The following is a 16,067-nucleotide window of genomic DNA, read 5'->3' as shown; positions in this document are numbered from 1 at the left end:
TGTGGTAAAGATTTTAAATTATACATGGAGATTCTGGCTCCTGATATTAGCCTTTGTTTTAACGATTGTTTTTGGAATCCCTGTTTATATTTTATCCTTTAATAAAAAACATTACAAATACGCCTATAAATTTATCCGTTTCTGGTGCTATGGAATGTTTTATGGAATGGGACTGCGCTACGAACTCATCAACCTTACTGACAAAAAAATTGACCGTAACAGACAATACGTTGTTATCTCAAACCATACATCCATCATGGACATCATGCTTCCATGTATTTTATTTCCCAATCATCCACTTTGCTACGTAGGAAAAAAAGAATTAGTAAAGATTCCTATTTTCGGTACCATTTATAAAAGAGTATGTGTCATGGTAGACCGGGGGAGTGCAAGAAGCCGTGCTGATGTTTACAGAAGGTGTGCTGAAAAAATGGAGGAAGGAAACAGTATTGTTATTTTTCCGGAAGGTGGAGTACCTGACGACACTTCCATCATATTGGATGAATTCAAAGATGGAGCATTTACTTTATCTACTAAACATCAGTCTCCAATAGCAGTTTACACTTTTGTAGGTTTAAAAGAAATATTTCCATTTGATAATTCCAAAGGTCATCCTGGAAAAGTAAAAGTATATTTCAATGATGTTATGGAGCCATCGGTTTCACAAAAAGAGATGAAAAGTGAGGCTTTTAACGAAATAAAAAAAACCTTGTTAGAACGTTCTATTTAAAAGAAATAATTATATTTGTTTGCGAAATTTTTAACAAATTATGTCTAAAACAAATCAACCAACTAACTACCCGGCACTTTATACGCTTGTACTTGTATTCTTTTTCTGGGGTTTTATTGCTGCCGGCAATAGTATTTTTATCCCATTTTGTAAAAATTACTTCTCACTTGATCAATTTCAATCTCAATTAATAGATTTTGCTTTTTATACGGCCTATTTTCTAGGAGCGTTACTACTTTTTATATTTAGTACAATAAAAGGAACTGATATTATTGGTAAATGGGGTTATAAAAAAAGTATCGTTTACGGACTGCTCCTCTCCGCTATTGGTGCAGCCATTATGATTGTTGCCGTAAAAAGTAACGTATACTATGGAATGCTCGTTGGTCTTTTTGTAGTAGCATTAGGTTTTTCGATACAACAAACTGCGGCCAATCCTTTTGCTGTATTGTTGGGAGACCCTAAAACAGGTGCCAGCAGACAAAATCTGGCAGGGGGAATTAATTCCTTTGGAACATCCATCGGACCAATTATCGTCGGGCTCGCTCTTTTTGGAACAACAGCCACCGTAGATGATGATCAAATAAAGCATCTTGCTCTTGATAAAGTAATTTTACTATATACCGCTGTTGGTGCTCTATTCCTGATTGCTGCAGGTATTTTTTATTTTTCAAAGAAATTACCAGACGGTATCTCTACTGAACCTATGGAAAAAGCTGGAAAAGCCAGAAAAACTTTAATTGTAATGACAATTCTTGTAGTTCTGCTCTTTATTCCAGTATTTGGAAGTTACAATTCAGATGAAGCAAAAATTGTTGAAAAATTCAACAACCAGATAACGGCATTAGATAATAGTCTAAAAAAAGAAACAGATGCTGTAAAAATCACAGATTTAAAACAACAAATTGTAGATAAAAAAGTTGAACTTGAAACAGTAAAACATCCTTTAGAGAAAAAAAGAATGATGTATCTGGGAGGAGCTTTACTGGTAGTCGTTATTTCTCTTTTATTCGCGAATACAAATTCGAAAAAAAATCCAGAAGGATGGGGAGCTATGAAGTACCCACAATTGGTTTTAGGAATGATCGCTATCCTTTCCTATGTTGGTGTTGAAGTAGCCATAGGAAGTAATTTAGGTGAACTATTAAGCCTTCCGGAATTCGGCGGACATCAATCTTCAGATCTGGCACCCTACATCTCTATGTATTGGGGAAGTTTAATGATTGGAAGATGGACAGGTGCAATTACTGTATTTAATTTGAGCAAGAGACAACAAACAATTGCTACTGTGATTGTTCCTTTTATTGCATTCCTTGTAATTATAGGCATCAACACAATTGCTCAAAAAGACATGTCACATCTTTATTTCTATGCCATCTGTATCGTGATTCAGATCATCTTATTCTTAATTAGCAAAAATAAACCAGCCTTAACGTTGATCATTTTTGGAATATTTGGAGTTACAGCGATGATCATAGGATTATTAACCACAGGAAATGTTGCCATTTACGCATTCCTTTCAGGAGGTTTAGCATGTAGTATCATGTGGCCATCTATTTTCACTTTAGCAATTACAGGCTTAGGCAAATATACTGCTCAAGGATCAGCGTTCTTGGTAATGATGATTTTAGGAGGTGGTATTATTCCTCCTTTACAAGGAAAGCTTTCTGATATTATCGGTATTCACAGTTCTTATTTCATTCCTGTACTGTGCTTTGCATATATTACATTATTTGCTTATTTAGCTAAAAAAACATTATCTAAGCAAGGAATTAACGTGGACATTTTAGAATCAGAAGGTGCGCACTAATAATTTAAAAATATATAAGAAAAAAAGATTTTGGGCGGGTATATTACTTGCCCAATTTCTTTTGTTTTTTCTTTTTTCAAAATCGAAAATAATTATTTCCATTTTCGAAAAGTTTTTTGAATTTCAAAAGGCATTTCATCAGATTATCTTCTCATGGATTCCTTTTTCGTTTGGTGATCTTTTTTATGTCTTATCAGGCATTATCGCCGCTTACTTGATCTATCAATGCTTTAGAAAGAAAAAAAGGAATAATGCTATCTTAAAACTCCTATTGATCATTAATCTCTTTTATTTTTCATATCAGGTTTCCTGGGGAATGCTCTATTTTCAAACTCCGATCATAAAGAAATTAAAGAGTCAGGAAAAACCAAATGTAATAAAAGCTAAAAAATTAGCTCTTAGATATCTTGAAAAATGTAAAACCACCCGAACACAGGTTTCTGAAGATAAAAATGGAATCTTTGTAGCCCGTGACTTAAAAAAAATTCAAGAAGAAATTATTTTACAACAACTAAAACTTCCAAAATATATTTCTGATAAAAAAGGAACCCAAATTAATTCATTTAAATCCAGCTTATTTAGAAATGTAATGAACTATAGTGGGATTTTAGGATATTACAACCCTTTTACGGCAGAAGCTCAATACAATTCAATGTTACCGTCTTCATTTATCCCTTTTACATTGGCTCACGAAAGCTCGCATCAATTGGGATTCGCAAGGGAGCAGGAAGCTAACTTTATAGGTTATTTAGTAGGTGTAAATTCCAAAAACCTGGAACTAAGATATAGCACTGAATATTTTACGTTAAAAAGCCTTTTAAGATTCATTATTGAAGAAGACCCAAACTTCGTAAAATCGGTATTAAATCATTATTCTAAAGGAATGAAAAGAGACCAGTTATATGAAAGGAGTTTCATTTTAAAACATCAGGGATGGCTGGATGATTTCTTTGGTATTACCAACAATCTTTTTCTACAAAGTAATCAACAGGAAGGTTCTGTCACATACTCCTATTTCATTGATCTACTGCTGAATTATGAACAATAAAAAAGAATCGTATCAGGCGATACGATTCTAAAAACACAAATGATGAAAAAAAATTTATTACCTTGACTTGTTCCCTCATTCAAGGCGATGTAAAAGTACAATAATATTTATAAAAACAAAAACATTTTTGCCCTTTTGTAAAACTTTATGAAAACTTTATGATTTTTTAAGTTTACTTGAGTTTACTATGAAATTATAGTATTTGTAGTATTTTTTTTAATTAAATATAAAAAATTTATCAACAAGCTTATTTGAATTAAAAAATCACATAAAATCAAGATATTTTTTAATTTCTATTTTTTAGCAATTTCAAATAACTCTACTTTTCGATGGTAGGAATTTCTACATAGCTATCCGTATACCACTTTACTTCCAACGGCTCTTTAGCATCATCTATGGTTTCGTCACTTACATCTTTTCCCGATCCATAATTAATCTGATATGCAGATGTTTTATTAATTCCCAGCAATATTATAAGACGGCTTCCTTTTGGTATCTTTTTACTGACAAACATCGAATTAATAACAGGAATAGTTTCTACTTTACCCGGATTCAGGAGCTTTCTCTTTTCTCTATCTTCAGCATAGCTTGCTCTTCCCAGAAAATCCGATAGAAAGAAAATTTTATTGTCTGGTTTTACCTGAAATAAAGAGATCGTGATATCCATATCTTTTTTATTTATAGCTGCTTTTAACTGTGCATTAAAGGCTCCACTAATTATAATATCTCTATCTAATATTTCTGTTTCGTATACAAGAGAATTATTAATGTTCAGACTATCCTGTTTACTGACCTTAAAATACACATCTTTATCATCTCTCATTTTAAAATCAATAGTTTGCTTTACAAAATCTCCTTTTGTTGGCTTTTCTTTCGTTAAACTTAATTTTTCATCTTTCTTTTTTGCGAGATAAAATTTCAGTTTACTGTTATGTGTTTTTTCCAATACCGGAACATGGAGCCACTCATTTGTGTCCATAATCTGAACATTTATTTTATCTTTTAACAATTCTGGTTTCACACCATCCTTTAAAATATAATCAAACCAAGAAAAGGCTAAATCACTTATGTTTATTCGTGCTACAGCATCCAGGTTATAGCCTCTTAGCTCATTGATCCCATAACTTTGAGCACCTCCATGATCATATGGACCCATCACTAAATAATGATTTGGATCCTTATTATATTTATAATACTCCTTAAAGTAATACATAGCACCAAGCTGGTCATCATCATAAAAACCTGTAGTCGTAAGAATAGGAATATTTATTTTCGAAAAATCGTTTTTATAAGGAACCATATTCTTCCAAAATTCATCATAGCTTGGATGATCTAACCATCTTTGAAAGATTTTATCTTTTTGCCCTTTTACAGAGTTAAGGGTTCTAAACGATTTTCCGCTTTTATACCATGACTTATTTATCGAATCCCATTTAGTGAAATTCTTAAAATCAGATTCATCCGTTAAGTTATTATTTGTTACGTAAGATATCCATTGCAGCATATAGCTCATAAATACATTGTTCGTCATAGGATAATCTATGCCAATACCTACAGAAACCTGGGGAACGATTGTTTTCAAAGCGGGATGAAGTTTCTTCACAGCTCCCCACTGGCTAAACCCTAAGTAGCTTCCACCTATCATTCCAACCTTGCCATTACACCAAGGCTGCTTACTGATCCAATCGATCACGTCATAAAGATCCTGTGATTCATGTTCAAATGGCTCTATATCGTCCTTACTATCCCTCTTACCTCTTGTGTTTACTACAACGCCAATATAGTTATATGCTACAGCTCTTTTTCCTAAAGCATAATCATATTTTCCAGCATAAATATTATTTGTCAGAATAACAGGCAAAGATTGTTCGCTCCCTTTTCTGCGCGTAATTATCAAGGTTACATTTCCTCCAGTTCGTGTTTTAAGATCAAATGATTCTACATTATACCTTTCTTTATCTTTCAAAAGCAGTAATTCAGTCACTTTTGATTGAATCCCGGAAGAAACCTTATAATCCAAATAGCTTACAGCCAACCCTATTCCCAAAGCATTTGTTAGACTGTCTGTTTTCAATGAAGCCAGTGATTTCTTTAATTTATTTTTCTGAAATGGCATATCTTCGTTAAAAACCTCTGCTATTCGAAATGAATATTTTTCAGGAAGTGTGGCATATTTAATATTAAAAGCCTTCTCAACGGCTTTTGGAAAAGCCATCTTTTCATTTTTCTCTATATCCTTAGCTGAAGCATATATTTCGTAATTAATAAATTTAGTACACGCGCTTTTAGGGTTTGCAAAAGCTATTCTATATTTCTCAATCGTAGTAATGGATTTTTTAAAACGCCCGGCTAAAATTTCCAGTTTAAATAGTTTCTCTATGGAATCCAATTTCTTGGCTCTCTCATATTTCCCCACAATTCCAGATGCAATATTTGAAATACTTTTTTCTAAAATTGCCGAATCAGATGCAGCAGTTTTAGGAAAGTATATTTTTTGTGCCGACAGTATATTTATAAAAAATAATACAGTGATTATAAGTTTAATTTTCATTTTAAATCAGATTATAAAAATTATTTATTAGAAGCTCAATAACGTTCTATACTATCCCAAAATTAACAAAGAAAAAAGAAAATCTAGCCCTAGATGATTGACATTAACAAAAGTAATATTATTTCATACAAACTTGATTAATCTTATGTAAATTAGCAATAAGTATATAATTATCAGAAACTTATAAAACAACCCTGTATATCAACTGTGAAAAAAACCTAATAAGTCCCATAAAAATGAAAAACCATTTGCTTTTTTAAAACATCTTTGTATTTTAGATAAAAATATTAACATGACCTTAGATAAACTAATTAGCTACTTGAAACTAGACAAACAGGAGTTTCTTTTCCAATTCAATTCACACCCTAACTACCCATCTGCATTAGCTTTTAGCGATACTCTTAACTTTTTGGGCGTAAAAAATGATGCTTACGAATTGGATAAGGAATATTGGGATGAACTTCCCGAAGAATTCATTGCAATAGTCGACAATTCTTTCTCTTTAGTTAAGAAAACGGGAGCTCAATATTCTATTTATTCTGATAAGTCCAAAACTTTAAATAAAGAAGAGCTTTATAAAAATGCAACTGATTTCGTTTTACTATTTGAAAAAACCGTGAATGCGGAACAGAAGATATCTAATTACAAACCTTTCATATATGCAATTTTAGGAACAATTCTTCTTTACTCTATTATAAATTATTCATGGTACACGGTCCTATTCAATTTATTGTCTGTAGTTGGAGTTTATATTTCTTTAGAAATTTTTAATCAGAAATTTGGAAACACTTCAGCTGTTATAGGAAGTATATGTGGTGATACCGCTGCAAATCAAACCATCAATTCATGTAATAAAATTATTAATGAAGATAAAACAAGTATTCTAGGGCTGAAATTTTCTGATTTCTCACTAATCTATTTCATAGGAATTGCTGTATTAGGACTGTTCTTACCCGCTACAGGTTATGTAATAAAAGGTTTCACAATCGTTTCACTGATTGCCATAGGTTATTCTGTCTATATACAAGCTTTCGTCGAAAAAACATTTTGTCGTGTATGCCTTCTGATCATTTCAATCTTAATAGCACAGCTCATTATAACATTAGTCTTTTTTGAAAACTTCTATTTCAATACAAACATTGCCATATTAAGCTTATTATTATGGGGAATCATCTTCTTCGCAGTTTCTTATTTCAATACTATTCTTACAGATAAGGAAAGTCTTCAAAAATCAAATGCTAAAAACTTGAGATTTAAAAGAAATTATGACCTATTCAAAAGGGAGCTTGTTCAAAATGAAAGAATTAATTTTACTGACAGCCAAACTTTTTCATTGGGAAATAAAGATGCTAAACTTCGTATTTCCGTTGTTTCAAATCCATATTGTGGCTTTTGTAAGGGTGCTCATGAGATCCTGGAAGATTTGTTAAAAAAATACCCTAATGAACTTTCTGCACAACTACGATTTAATTATTTTTCAGAAAAATCAAATGAAAAATCTACAGGTCTTCTATCAGATTTCACAAATATTTATAAAAATAAACATGAAAGTGAGTTTTTAAAAGCAATTGAAACCTGGTTTGAAAATAAAGATGAAAAGCAAATCAGAGAAATAGCAGGATCAAACGGTCAGTTAGAAGATCTTAACCCCCTTAATTTAATGTCACTAGAAAATGCAGATGCTGGATTAAACTTTACTCCAATCTTTATCATTAACGGATTCCAATTTCCTGATAAATATGACCGCGAAGACATTCATTATTTTATTGATGAATTAATTGAAGATGAAGAAATTTAAAATAGTTACAATAATTTAACAGAATTCACTAATTTAGGAAAAAAATTAAAGTACCCCTGAAAACCACAGAAAGCTAAAGGTATCAAAACTATTGCCATGGAAAATTTAAAAAAACTTTCACATCAGAACTTTAGAAGTGTAAGTAGCGGTCTGGTAACAGGTTCGCTTCTTAAGACAGCAGCTCTATGTCATACCTATTGTCCTGTAGAGATTTATAATATTTTACCAGCAAGATACTTAATCATTGATGATAGTTGTGGGCTTTAATGAAAGTCGATATTAAAAAATATTAATAAAGAATGTCGTCTATTTGACGACATTTTTAAATGATTATAAATTTTGAAGAAATTTCCTTTTTACAGGCAGCCGGATGCCAAAGATTGTGGCCCTACATGTCTTAGAATAGTTAGTAAACATTATGGTAAGAGTATATCATTACAGCAAATACGCAGTCTTTCAGAAACAACTCGTGAAGGGAGTAGTTTGCTTGGGCTAAGCGATGCTGCTGAAGACTTAGGATTCCGTTCATTAGGAGTCCAGGTCGATTTCAATACACTTGCTGAAGAAGTTCCTTTTCCATGCATCGTGCATTGGAACAAAAATCACTTTGTGGTTGTTTACAAGATCGACAAGAATAATAAGGTTTTCATCTCGGATCCCAGTTATGGATTAATAACCTACAGCAGAGATGAATTTATAAAATTATGGATAGGTGAAAATGCCACTGAAAAAACAGAAGAGGGAATTGTTCTTATCCTAGAAACTACTCCTGCTTTCTTTCAGACGGAATTTGATGATAAAGAAAGTAAGGCAAGCTTTTCTTTTCTCTCTAAATATCTCTTAAAATATAAATCACTGGTCATTCAACTGGCAGTAGGACTTTTAGCAGGAAGTTTACTATCCCTTATATTTCCTTTCCTTACTCAAAGTATTGTAGATGTCGGAATCCAAAACCAGGATTTACATTTCATTTATCTTGTCTTACTGGCTCAGATAATGCTTTTCCTTGGAAGGATGGGTATTGAAGTCATTCGAAGCTGGATTTTACTTCATCTTTCGGCAAGGATTAACATTTCTATTATCTCCGATTTTTTCATCAAGCTTATGAAACTTCCTATCAGTTTCTTTGATACAAGAATGACGGGTGATATCATGCAGAGAATTAATGATCATCATAGAATTGAACAACTTCTTACCAATTCCTCTCTGAATACATTATTCTCACTTGTTAATTTAATTATTTTCAGTATCGTACTGTTAATGTATGATTACAGATTATTTATTGTTTATTTAGTAGGTGCCATTTTATATATCGGATGGATCACTTTCTTTTTAGCAAAAAGAAAAGAGCTTGACTATAAAAGATTTTCCCAAGTTTCCCAGGAGCAGAGCAAAGTAATTGAATTAATCAACGGAATGCAGGAAATAAAAATGCATAATGCTGAAAAGCAAAAACGTTGGGACTGGGAATTTTTGCAGGTTAAATTGTTTAAAATCAGGATTAAATCATTATCATTAGAACAATGGCAATCTGTTGGGGGTAATTTTATTAATCAGATGAAGGACATTCTCGTAAGTTTCCTTTCCGCTAAATTAGTTTTAGATGGAAATCTAACTTTGGGTATGATGCTTTCAGTACAATACATTATAGGACAACTGAACAGCCCTTTGTTACAGCTTATTGATTTTATTAAACAAACTCAGGATGCTAAAATCTCACTTGAAAGATTAGGGGAAATACACGATAAAGATGATGAAGAAAACAAAGATGAACAGTATGTTTCTGAGCTTCCAGAAAAAGACATAGAAATTGAGGATCTTTCTTTCAGATATATAGGTTCTGATGTTAATGTTTTTGAAAGTTTAAGTCTAAGTATTCCCTATCAAAAAACCACTGCTATTGTTGGAGCCAGTGGAAGTGGTAAAACAACTTTACTAAAGCTTTTAATGAAGTTTTATGAACCCAATAAAGGTGATATTAAAATCGGAAGTACCAAACTGAAAAATGTTTCACCAAGGTTCTGGAGAGATCATTGTGGTGTGGTAATGCAGGAAGGATATGTATTCAATGATACTATTGCGAACAATATCGCCATAGGAGAAGATTATGTAGACAAACAAAAACTACGAAAGGCAGTAGAAATTGCGAATATAAAAGATTTTATTGAAGAGCTTCCGTTAAGCTACAATACTAAAATAGGAAACGAAGGTGTTGGTGTAAGTGGTGGACAAAAACAAAGACTCTTTATAGCAAGAGCGGTCTATAAATCACCGGAGTACATCTTCTTTGACGAAGCCACTTCTGCTTTGGATGCAAACAATGAAAAAGTTATTATGGAAAATCTGGAACAGTTTTTCAAAGGAAAAACAGCAATTGTTATTGCACACAGACTTTCCACAGTGAAACATGCTGATAAGATCATTGTCCTTGATAAAGGAAAAGTAGTGGAAGAAGGAAATCATGCGGAATTAGTGGCGCTAAGAGGTGAGTATTACAGACTTGTAAAAAATCAACTGGAGCTTGGAAGTTAATTTATTTTTTTCATTAACTTCACTATACTAATCATAAAAAATATTCATTATGAAAGATTTAAAGAAAATCAAAAGACAAAACTTAAAAGAAATTCAAGGTGCAGGACCAATTCCAGCTTATCCTTGTAACTGTTTTTGTATCATCGGAGTCAACAAGGTATGGAATGCTTGCAATCAATACTGTCCGGGAGGAGAAGTAATTCCAGGTGTTGAGATGGGTAATGACCCAAAATGTGATTACAAACTACCTTTATAATAATTTAATTATTTAGAGATTAGCCAAAATCCTCAAATTGAGGATTTTTATTTTCAATTGTTTATTCTTGTATGGAAAAAGAAATTTTAGATAATATAGAACTTCGTTCAGAAAGTGTTCAGGATATTCTTACACGGCCGCCACATTGGATGATTCGCTGGGGAAATACCATTATATTTATTATACTGATCCTCATTTTAATTATGAGCTATATAATAAAGTATCCCGAATTTGTATCAGCACCAATTGTTGTTACATCACAAAATCCGCCTGAAAAGCTTGAAGCAAGGACGAATTCCAAAATCGAAAAAATCTTTATTAAAGATCACCAGGAGGTTAAAAAAAATGATGTTCTTATGGTTATGCAGTCTGCAGCCAATTATAAGGATGTCCTGGAATTAAAAAAAATTATAGATTCCTTAGCCCCTAATCAGCTTTCTTCTTTCCCTATCAATGAGACTTCACATTTCAAACTTGGAGAGCTGCAAGGTGATTACAATAATTTTGCTAAAGCATTCCAGGATCAGGATCTTTTTACAAGGCTTCAACCTTACGCACCCGAGAACCTGGCAACCAATCAGAGTATTTCTGAGTATAGAGTAAGAATTGCTACTACAAAACAACAAAAAAGCCTGGAGCAGGCAAAATATGAGCTTACAAAGAAAAGTTATCAAAGATCTCAGGATCTTTTCACTCAAGGAGTAATTGCATCCGTAGAACTTGAAGGTGAAAAAATAAAATATCTTCAGGCTCAGCAAAATCTGGAAAATATAACCATCTCTTTATCACAGATGGAAGAAGCCATTTCCAATCTAAATAAAACAAAAAGCGGAACTGCCATTAATACTGAAAAAGATAAAATCAATTATTCTTCACAGAGTTTACAGTTATTTGAACAATTAAGAAAGTCCCTGAAACAGTGGGAGCAGAATTTCCTGGTTATTTCCTCAACAGATGGTATTGCTAGCTTTCAGCAGTTTTTCGGAGAGAATCAGTTCGTAAAAACAGGTGATGCTATTTTATCTATACTTCCTAAAAATAAAGATAAACTGGTAGGAAGAATGTACGTTCCTCCTATTAACTCAGGTAAAATTACTCCAGGGGAAAAAGTATTGATCAAATTAGATAATTACCGTTTCCAGGAGTATGGTATTGTAGAAGGTAAAGTTCAAAATATCTCTCTTTCTACTGATGACAAAGGCAATTACTATGTAGATGTAGTGCTACCTAAAGGCTTGAAAACTTCTTATAACAGAACACTTACTTTTGATAAAGAACTTAAAGGTAACGCAGATATTGTAACTCAGGATCTAAGACTTATAGAGAGGTTCTTCTACCAGATCAGAAAACTACTTGGATATCAAAGTTAATAATCTTTAAAATATACAGGCCCACAACAAATTATTGTGGGCCTTTCTTATGCAAAAACAAATAGACTTTAATTTATAATTATAATTACCTTTCTCGTTATGAAAGCTCAAGGAATATGACTTCAAATACAAATTAACAGGAATCCATACTCCATTTTCTAACTTTTGAAATTGGCTCGTTTTTTATACTCAGAAAAACCTTGGATACAGAGAATAAAAAAAAGGAAAAGTAATCAGATTACCTTTCCTTTTTAGTAGCGAAGACGGGAATTGAACCCGTGACCTCAGGGTTATGAATCCTGCGCTCTAACCAACTGAGCTACCTCGCCTTTTTGGTGGTGCAAATATATAAAATATTTCTATACCTCCAAAATTATTTTAGCTTAAAAAGCTCCAAAACATCGGCAACATGATCTGGTTTATTGATTATCTTATTGTTAGCATCTAAAATAAAATAAGTCGGTGTTGCATGAATATTATAGGTTTCACTATAACTACTATTCCATCCTCTCAACTCAGAGTCATTGATCCAAGGAAAAGCTGCAATTCTCTTAGAATAAGAATCTTTATCAATATCCAATGAAAGTCCTATTATTTGTATATTTTTCGCTTTAAGATCATTATACTTTTCTAAAAGTTTAGGCAACTCGGTCTCACAGTGAGAGCAAGTAGATGACCAGAACACAACAATCTTCTTATCAGCTTTCACATCATAGATCGACTTCGCTGTTGTATTAACAGGAGACTGGAACTTATAGTTAGGAAAAGAAGCACCTATCTGTACATTAGCATTCGATTTAAGCGTTGATGCTAATCTGTCTGTAATTGTACATTTTAGATTCTGGGCTTGATCAAGATACTTTTTCTTTAGGTCTGCCATCTCATAAACATCAAAAATGTCTATTAATTCAGATAGTACAGTTTGGCCCCGTGGCGTTTCTACTTTTAACTGGTTTAACAATTTATCAACAGAGCCTCCGACGTTAGTATTCCCCCCAGAATTAAGATAAGCCACTAATACGGGTCTCAATAATGATGAAGTTTCAAGCATATCATTAGACTTATCAATAAAGTTTATTATATCATCCTGTGACACTTTTTTAGAAGGATCATTGCCTAAAAACTTAGCGTAATTGGTATTATAGTAATAAATAAATGGGTGGTCTGTTTGATTCACTTCAGTACCCTCACCAGATAAACGATTGATTTCAGTTTTCAAAGCTTTACCAAAATCAGTATTATCTTTATAATACTCTTTAATCTGAGCTAATGCAGGCAATATTAATTCCTTTTTTTGAGAACCTTCCTGTTGTTTGCTCATTAAACTATTGGATTCATCCTGATAAATGACATCCTTAATTTTATTGCTTTGAGTATCCAGTTTGATACTTACATTCTTATTCTCAGAAATGAAATTAAATGTATTGTTACTATTAGGAAAATACATTTTCATCATTCCCACATAGTTCTGGGGATATTTGAAAGTCCATACATTATTTTTACTTTGTTCTTTTGTAAAAACAATATCTTTAGAACCATTTAATGTATATAGAATTGCATCTTGATCTTTAAAATCAGCTGGTGCCTGAACAGTTACCGTAAATTGAGCCTGTAAAGAAAAAGCAGATAAAACTGCTGATAATACAAAAATCTTTTTCATAATGTAAAAATAAAAAAACTCACTGATTAATCAGTGAGTTTTAAGTATTTTAATAAAATTTTTATATTTTCTGGTTTTTGTACTTTTTGGTGAAAAATACAATAAGTAAGACTGCTATTATTGACAACGCATATACATACATATCAATTGGAGCAGCTCCCGGACCTACACTCCCACCACCATCACCTGGTTGTGGAGGCTGCCCTCCTCCTGGACCTGAACTTCCTTGTGCATTGACCAAGAAAACAGCAAAAAGGAAAAGACCATATATTAATTTATTCAAAGCTTTCATATATTTTATTTTAAGATTTTAGTGTTAACAGTTTCTCCCTTATCTGAAACAATTTTTACAACATAAGAATTTTTAATAGAATTATTTAATTCAATTACAAAATCTGTAGAAGTATTTACTGCCTTTTTAGAGATAACCAGCTTACCACTCATATCATAAACTTCAATATCTGCTTTTTTCCAATCCGGATCAAATCTTACAATATAGTTTGTAATATCCGGATTATAAACTACTTTAGTTCTTGAAGGCTTAACCACAGATGCTTCACCTGCAACAATTCTAGCAGAAGATTCATTTGGTGCCCCATAATATAGACTATATTCTGTTCCAGTAGCAGGAATAACATCTCCTTGTTTTGCTTCTGTTACTGCTCCGTTTGGAGCTTTATAATAGAAACCAACACCTGAAGACAATTGGTGTGTACCATTGCTTACTAGTTCAGCATTTTCTCTAATTTCAAATTTAAAAGATTTTATTTTGTTGCTGTAAGTAGCTAACATAACATTTTTCCCTTTAAAATTGTTTTCATTAGCCTCATTGATATATAACCAATACTTTGCAGTGTAGTTATTGTCATAACCTCCGTTGGTGCTTTCTTCGAAAGTACCTACAACGTCAGCTGTTGAAGCTGTATATTGAGTTCTAGCAGTTGCAGAATTTCCTGTAGTTGCATTAGGATAAACTACATAATAAGTTTTTCCAATTTCAGCACCATTAGCATCAAGAGCTATAATTCCCAATTGCTTTACAGTTCCTTGTGAACTACTTGCTGCATTTCTGCTTGCATTAACATTATAATTTGTATTTGCATCTCTACTATAGTAATTAAATCTTCTCAAATTAGAAAAATTTAAAACATCTGTATTACTATTGTTGTTAAGCTTAATAGCAAATGCCCCTAAAGGTCTTACCAACATATAATCAACATCTCCAGTTGGAACACCAGCACTGAATGTGATTGCTTTATATGATGTGGAGCTACTACCATTTGCGTTTGTTATAACTCCTGAAACATCAAGTCTTACCCCATAGATATTGCTAAGATTGACACCGTCACCATTTGCTGCCGGTTCATTATATGCAATTTTAGATAAGTCAAGATTGGTAAGGAATGGATTAGCATACTGATACCAGTTTTTACCATAATTACCAGTCCAAGCTGTTCCACCTGCAGCTATTTCGAAACCATCCTGAATGTAGGTGTTGTATTTTTCTTTGTAATCATTCAAACTAGAACCATTTGCTCCAAAATTGACTGTACCTGCGTTTTGTAAAGTTACACTCACTTGTGAAGCATCTACATCACTTAGTGGACGTCCTTTTACAGTACGTGTTACACTGCTTACATCAAGTCCATTCCCTCCAAGAATCCAATAAGCATATGCATAAGCAGCATCTGCAAATTTATAGATTCCATTTATGTTAGGTAAATGATGCCACTCTGCTCTGGTATTATCCCAGTGAAGTATTCCGTTTTTGGAATTTCTCACTCCATTAAACGTTTTTCCTAATTCAGCACTAAGAGTAGCAGGGGTTTTCATAAAGAAAGGCATACCAACTTGTTGGTAATCACCATGACGGATCTGTCTGAATTCTTGATCGACAATTCCTGTAATATTCGCTTGGGGAATACCTGTAACGAATAACTGTCCGTAAGTATAAACGGGAGTAGATGCAGAACTGTTTGTATTTACAGATGCATAAGCAGTAGGTTCATTAAGCTTGTTAATAAAATTACCACCACCATTGGTTTCTGTTTTGTCTGCATTTGAAGCATCAATAGTTTTGATAAGGTCTGTTGCTGTACCAGCAACCATAAAATTTCCATGGTTCTCAATAGTACCATTACCTTTCATTTGTAAACCTCCACCACTATAAACTAGTGTGCCCTTACTTACATACATATTAGCATTAGCGTCTACGTGACATAATATCTGCGCCTGAACAGAATAACTAATTGCTAAAAGACCTATAGCAAATAAACTTTTTCTCATTGTATAAATTATTTGTGTGTGTTATA

At 32.7% G+C, this 16,067-nt stretch carries 12 protein-coding genes and 1 tRNA gene; 8 read left to right on the top strand and 5 right to left on the bottom strand.

Features of this window, described 5'->3' with window-relative positions:
* Window position 1: 1 nt before the first annotated feature.
* The 3 genes from AC3WRL_RS10605 (at window position 2) to AC3WRL_RS10595 (ending at window position 3,588) form a co-directional block, all read left to right on the top strand.
* The gene (locus AC3WRL_RS10605) at window positions 2-730 is read left to right on the top strand and encodes a lysophospholipid acyltransferase family protein (RefSeq protein ID WP_214831293.1); all 729 of its coding nucleotides are present in this window, start codon (window positions 2-4) and stop codon (window positions 728-730) included.
* A 40-nt stretch (window positions 731-770) separates the two neighbouring features.
* On the top strand, window positions 771-2,540 hold the full coding sequence (locus AC3WRL_RS10600) for an MFS transporter (protein ID WP_261511019.1): 1,770 nt from the start codon (window positions 771-773) through the stop codon (window positions 2,538-2,540).
* 61 nt (window positions 2,541-2,601) lie between these two features.
* Window positions 2,602-3,588, top strand: coding sequence for a DUF3810 domain-containing protein (locus AC3WRL_RS10595; RefSeq protein ID WP_492330245.1), 987 nt, complete (start codon window positions 2,602-2,604; stop codon window positions 3,586-3,588).
* Window positions 3,589-3,907: 319 nt separating this feature from the next.
* On the opposite strand, the gene AC3WRL_RS10590 is transcribed toward AC3WRL_RS10595, so the two are convergent.
* Window positions 3,908-6,139: a CocE/NonD family hydrolase gene (locus tag AC3WRL_RS10590; protein WP_492330244.1), complete on the bottom strand. Its 2,232-nt coding sequence runs from the start codon at window positions 6,137-6,139 to the stop codon at window positions 3,908-3,910.
* A 292-nt stretch (window positions 6,140-6,431) separates the two neighbouring features.
* On the opposite strand from AC3WRL_RS10590, the gene AC3WRL_RS10585 reads away from it, so the two are divergent.
* From AC3WRL_RS10585 to AC3WRL_RS10565, 5 genes are all read left to right on the top strand, one after another.
* Window positions 6,432-7,937, top strand: a complete 1,506-nt coding sequence (locus tag AC3WRL_RS10585; RefSeq protein WP_492330243.1) for a vitamin K epoxide reductase family protein — start codon at window positions 6,432-6,434, stop codon at window positions 7,935-7,937.
* 96 nt (window positions 7,938-8,033) lie between these two features.
* Window positions 8,034-8,204: a hypothetical protein gene (locus AC3WRL_RS10580; protein WP_492330242.1), complete on the top strand. Its 171-nt coding sequence runs from the start codon at window positions 8,034-8,036 to the stop codon at window positions 8,202-8,204.
* A 72-nt stretch (window positions 8,205-8,276) separates the two neighbouring features.
* The gene (locus AC3WRL_RS10575; RefSeq protein WP_261511016.1) at window positions 8,277-10,469 is read left to right on the top strand and encodes a peptidase domain-containing ABC transporter; all 2,193 of its coding nucleotides are present in this window, start codon (window positions 8,277-8,279) and stop codon (window positions 10,467-10,469) included.
* Between the two features lie 49 nt (window positions 10,470-10,518).
* Complete coding sequence (locus AC3WRL_RS10570; protein ID WP_261511015.1) at window positions 10,519-10,725, top strand: hypothetical protein; 207 nt, start codon at window positions 10,519-10,521, stop codon at window positions 10,723-10,725.
* A 71-nt stretch (window positions 10,726-10,796) separates the two neighbouring features.
* The gene (locus AC3WRL_RS10565) at window positions 10,797-12,095 is read left to right on the top strand and encodes an HlyD family secretion protein (RefSeq protein ID WP_214831287.1); all 1,299 of its coding nucleotides are present in this window, start codon (window positions 10,797-10,799) and stop codon (window positions 12,093-12,095) included.
* 255 nt (window positions 12,096-12,350) lie between these two features.
* Here the strand turns inward: AC3WRL_RS10565 and AC3WRL_RS10560 are convergent.
* The 4 genes from AC3WRL_RS10560 to AC3WRL_RS10545 all read right to left on the bottom strand — a co-directional run bounded on the left by AC3WRL_RS10560 (window position 12,351) and on the right by AC3WRL_RS10545 (window position 16,041).
* A tRNA-Met gene (locus AC3WRL_RS10560) sits at window positions 12,351-12,424 on the bottom strand.
* Window positions 12,425-12,468: 44 nt separating this feature from the next.
* Window positions 12,469-13,755: a TlpA family protein disulfide reductase gene (locus tag AC3WRL_RS10555; protein ID WP_214831286.1), complete on the bottom strand. Its 1,287-nt coding sequence runs from the start codon at window positions 13,753-13,755 to the stop codon at window positions 12,469-12,471.
* Between the two features lie 61 nt (window positions 13,756-13,816).
* Window positions 13,817-14,047, bottom strand: coding sequence for a signal peptidase (locus tag AC3WRL_RS10550; RefSeq protein ID WP_214831285.1), 231 nt, complete (start codon window positions 14,045-14,047; stop codon window positions 13,817-13,819).
* A 5-nt stretch (window positions 14,048-14,052) separates the two neighbouring features.
* Window positions 14,053-16,041 carry a T9SS type A sorting domain-containing protein gene (locus tag AC3WRL_RS10545; RefSeq protein ID WP_214831284.1) on the bottom strand — a complete coding sequence of 663 codons (1,989 nt, stop codon included), beginning with the start codon at window positions 16,039-16,041 and terminating at the stop codon, window positions 14,053-14,055.
* Window positions 16,042-16,067: the final 26 nt, after the last annotated feature.

The organism is Chryseobacterium sp. FW101-FHT12H09, assembly GCF_058790395.1.
Note: the sequence above shows the minus strand (reverse complement) of the source record. Positions and strands in the feature narration are given on the sequence as shown.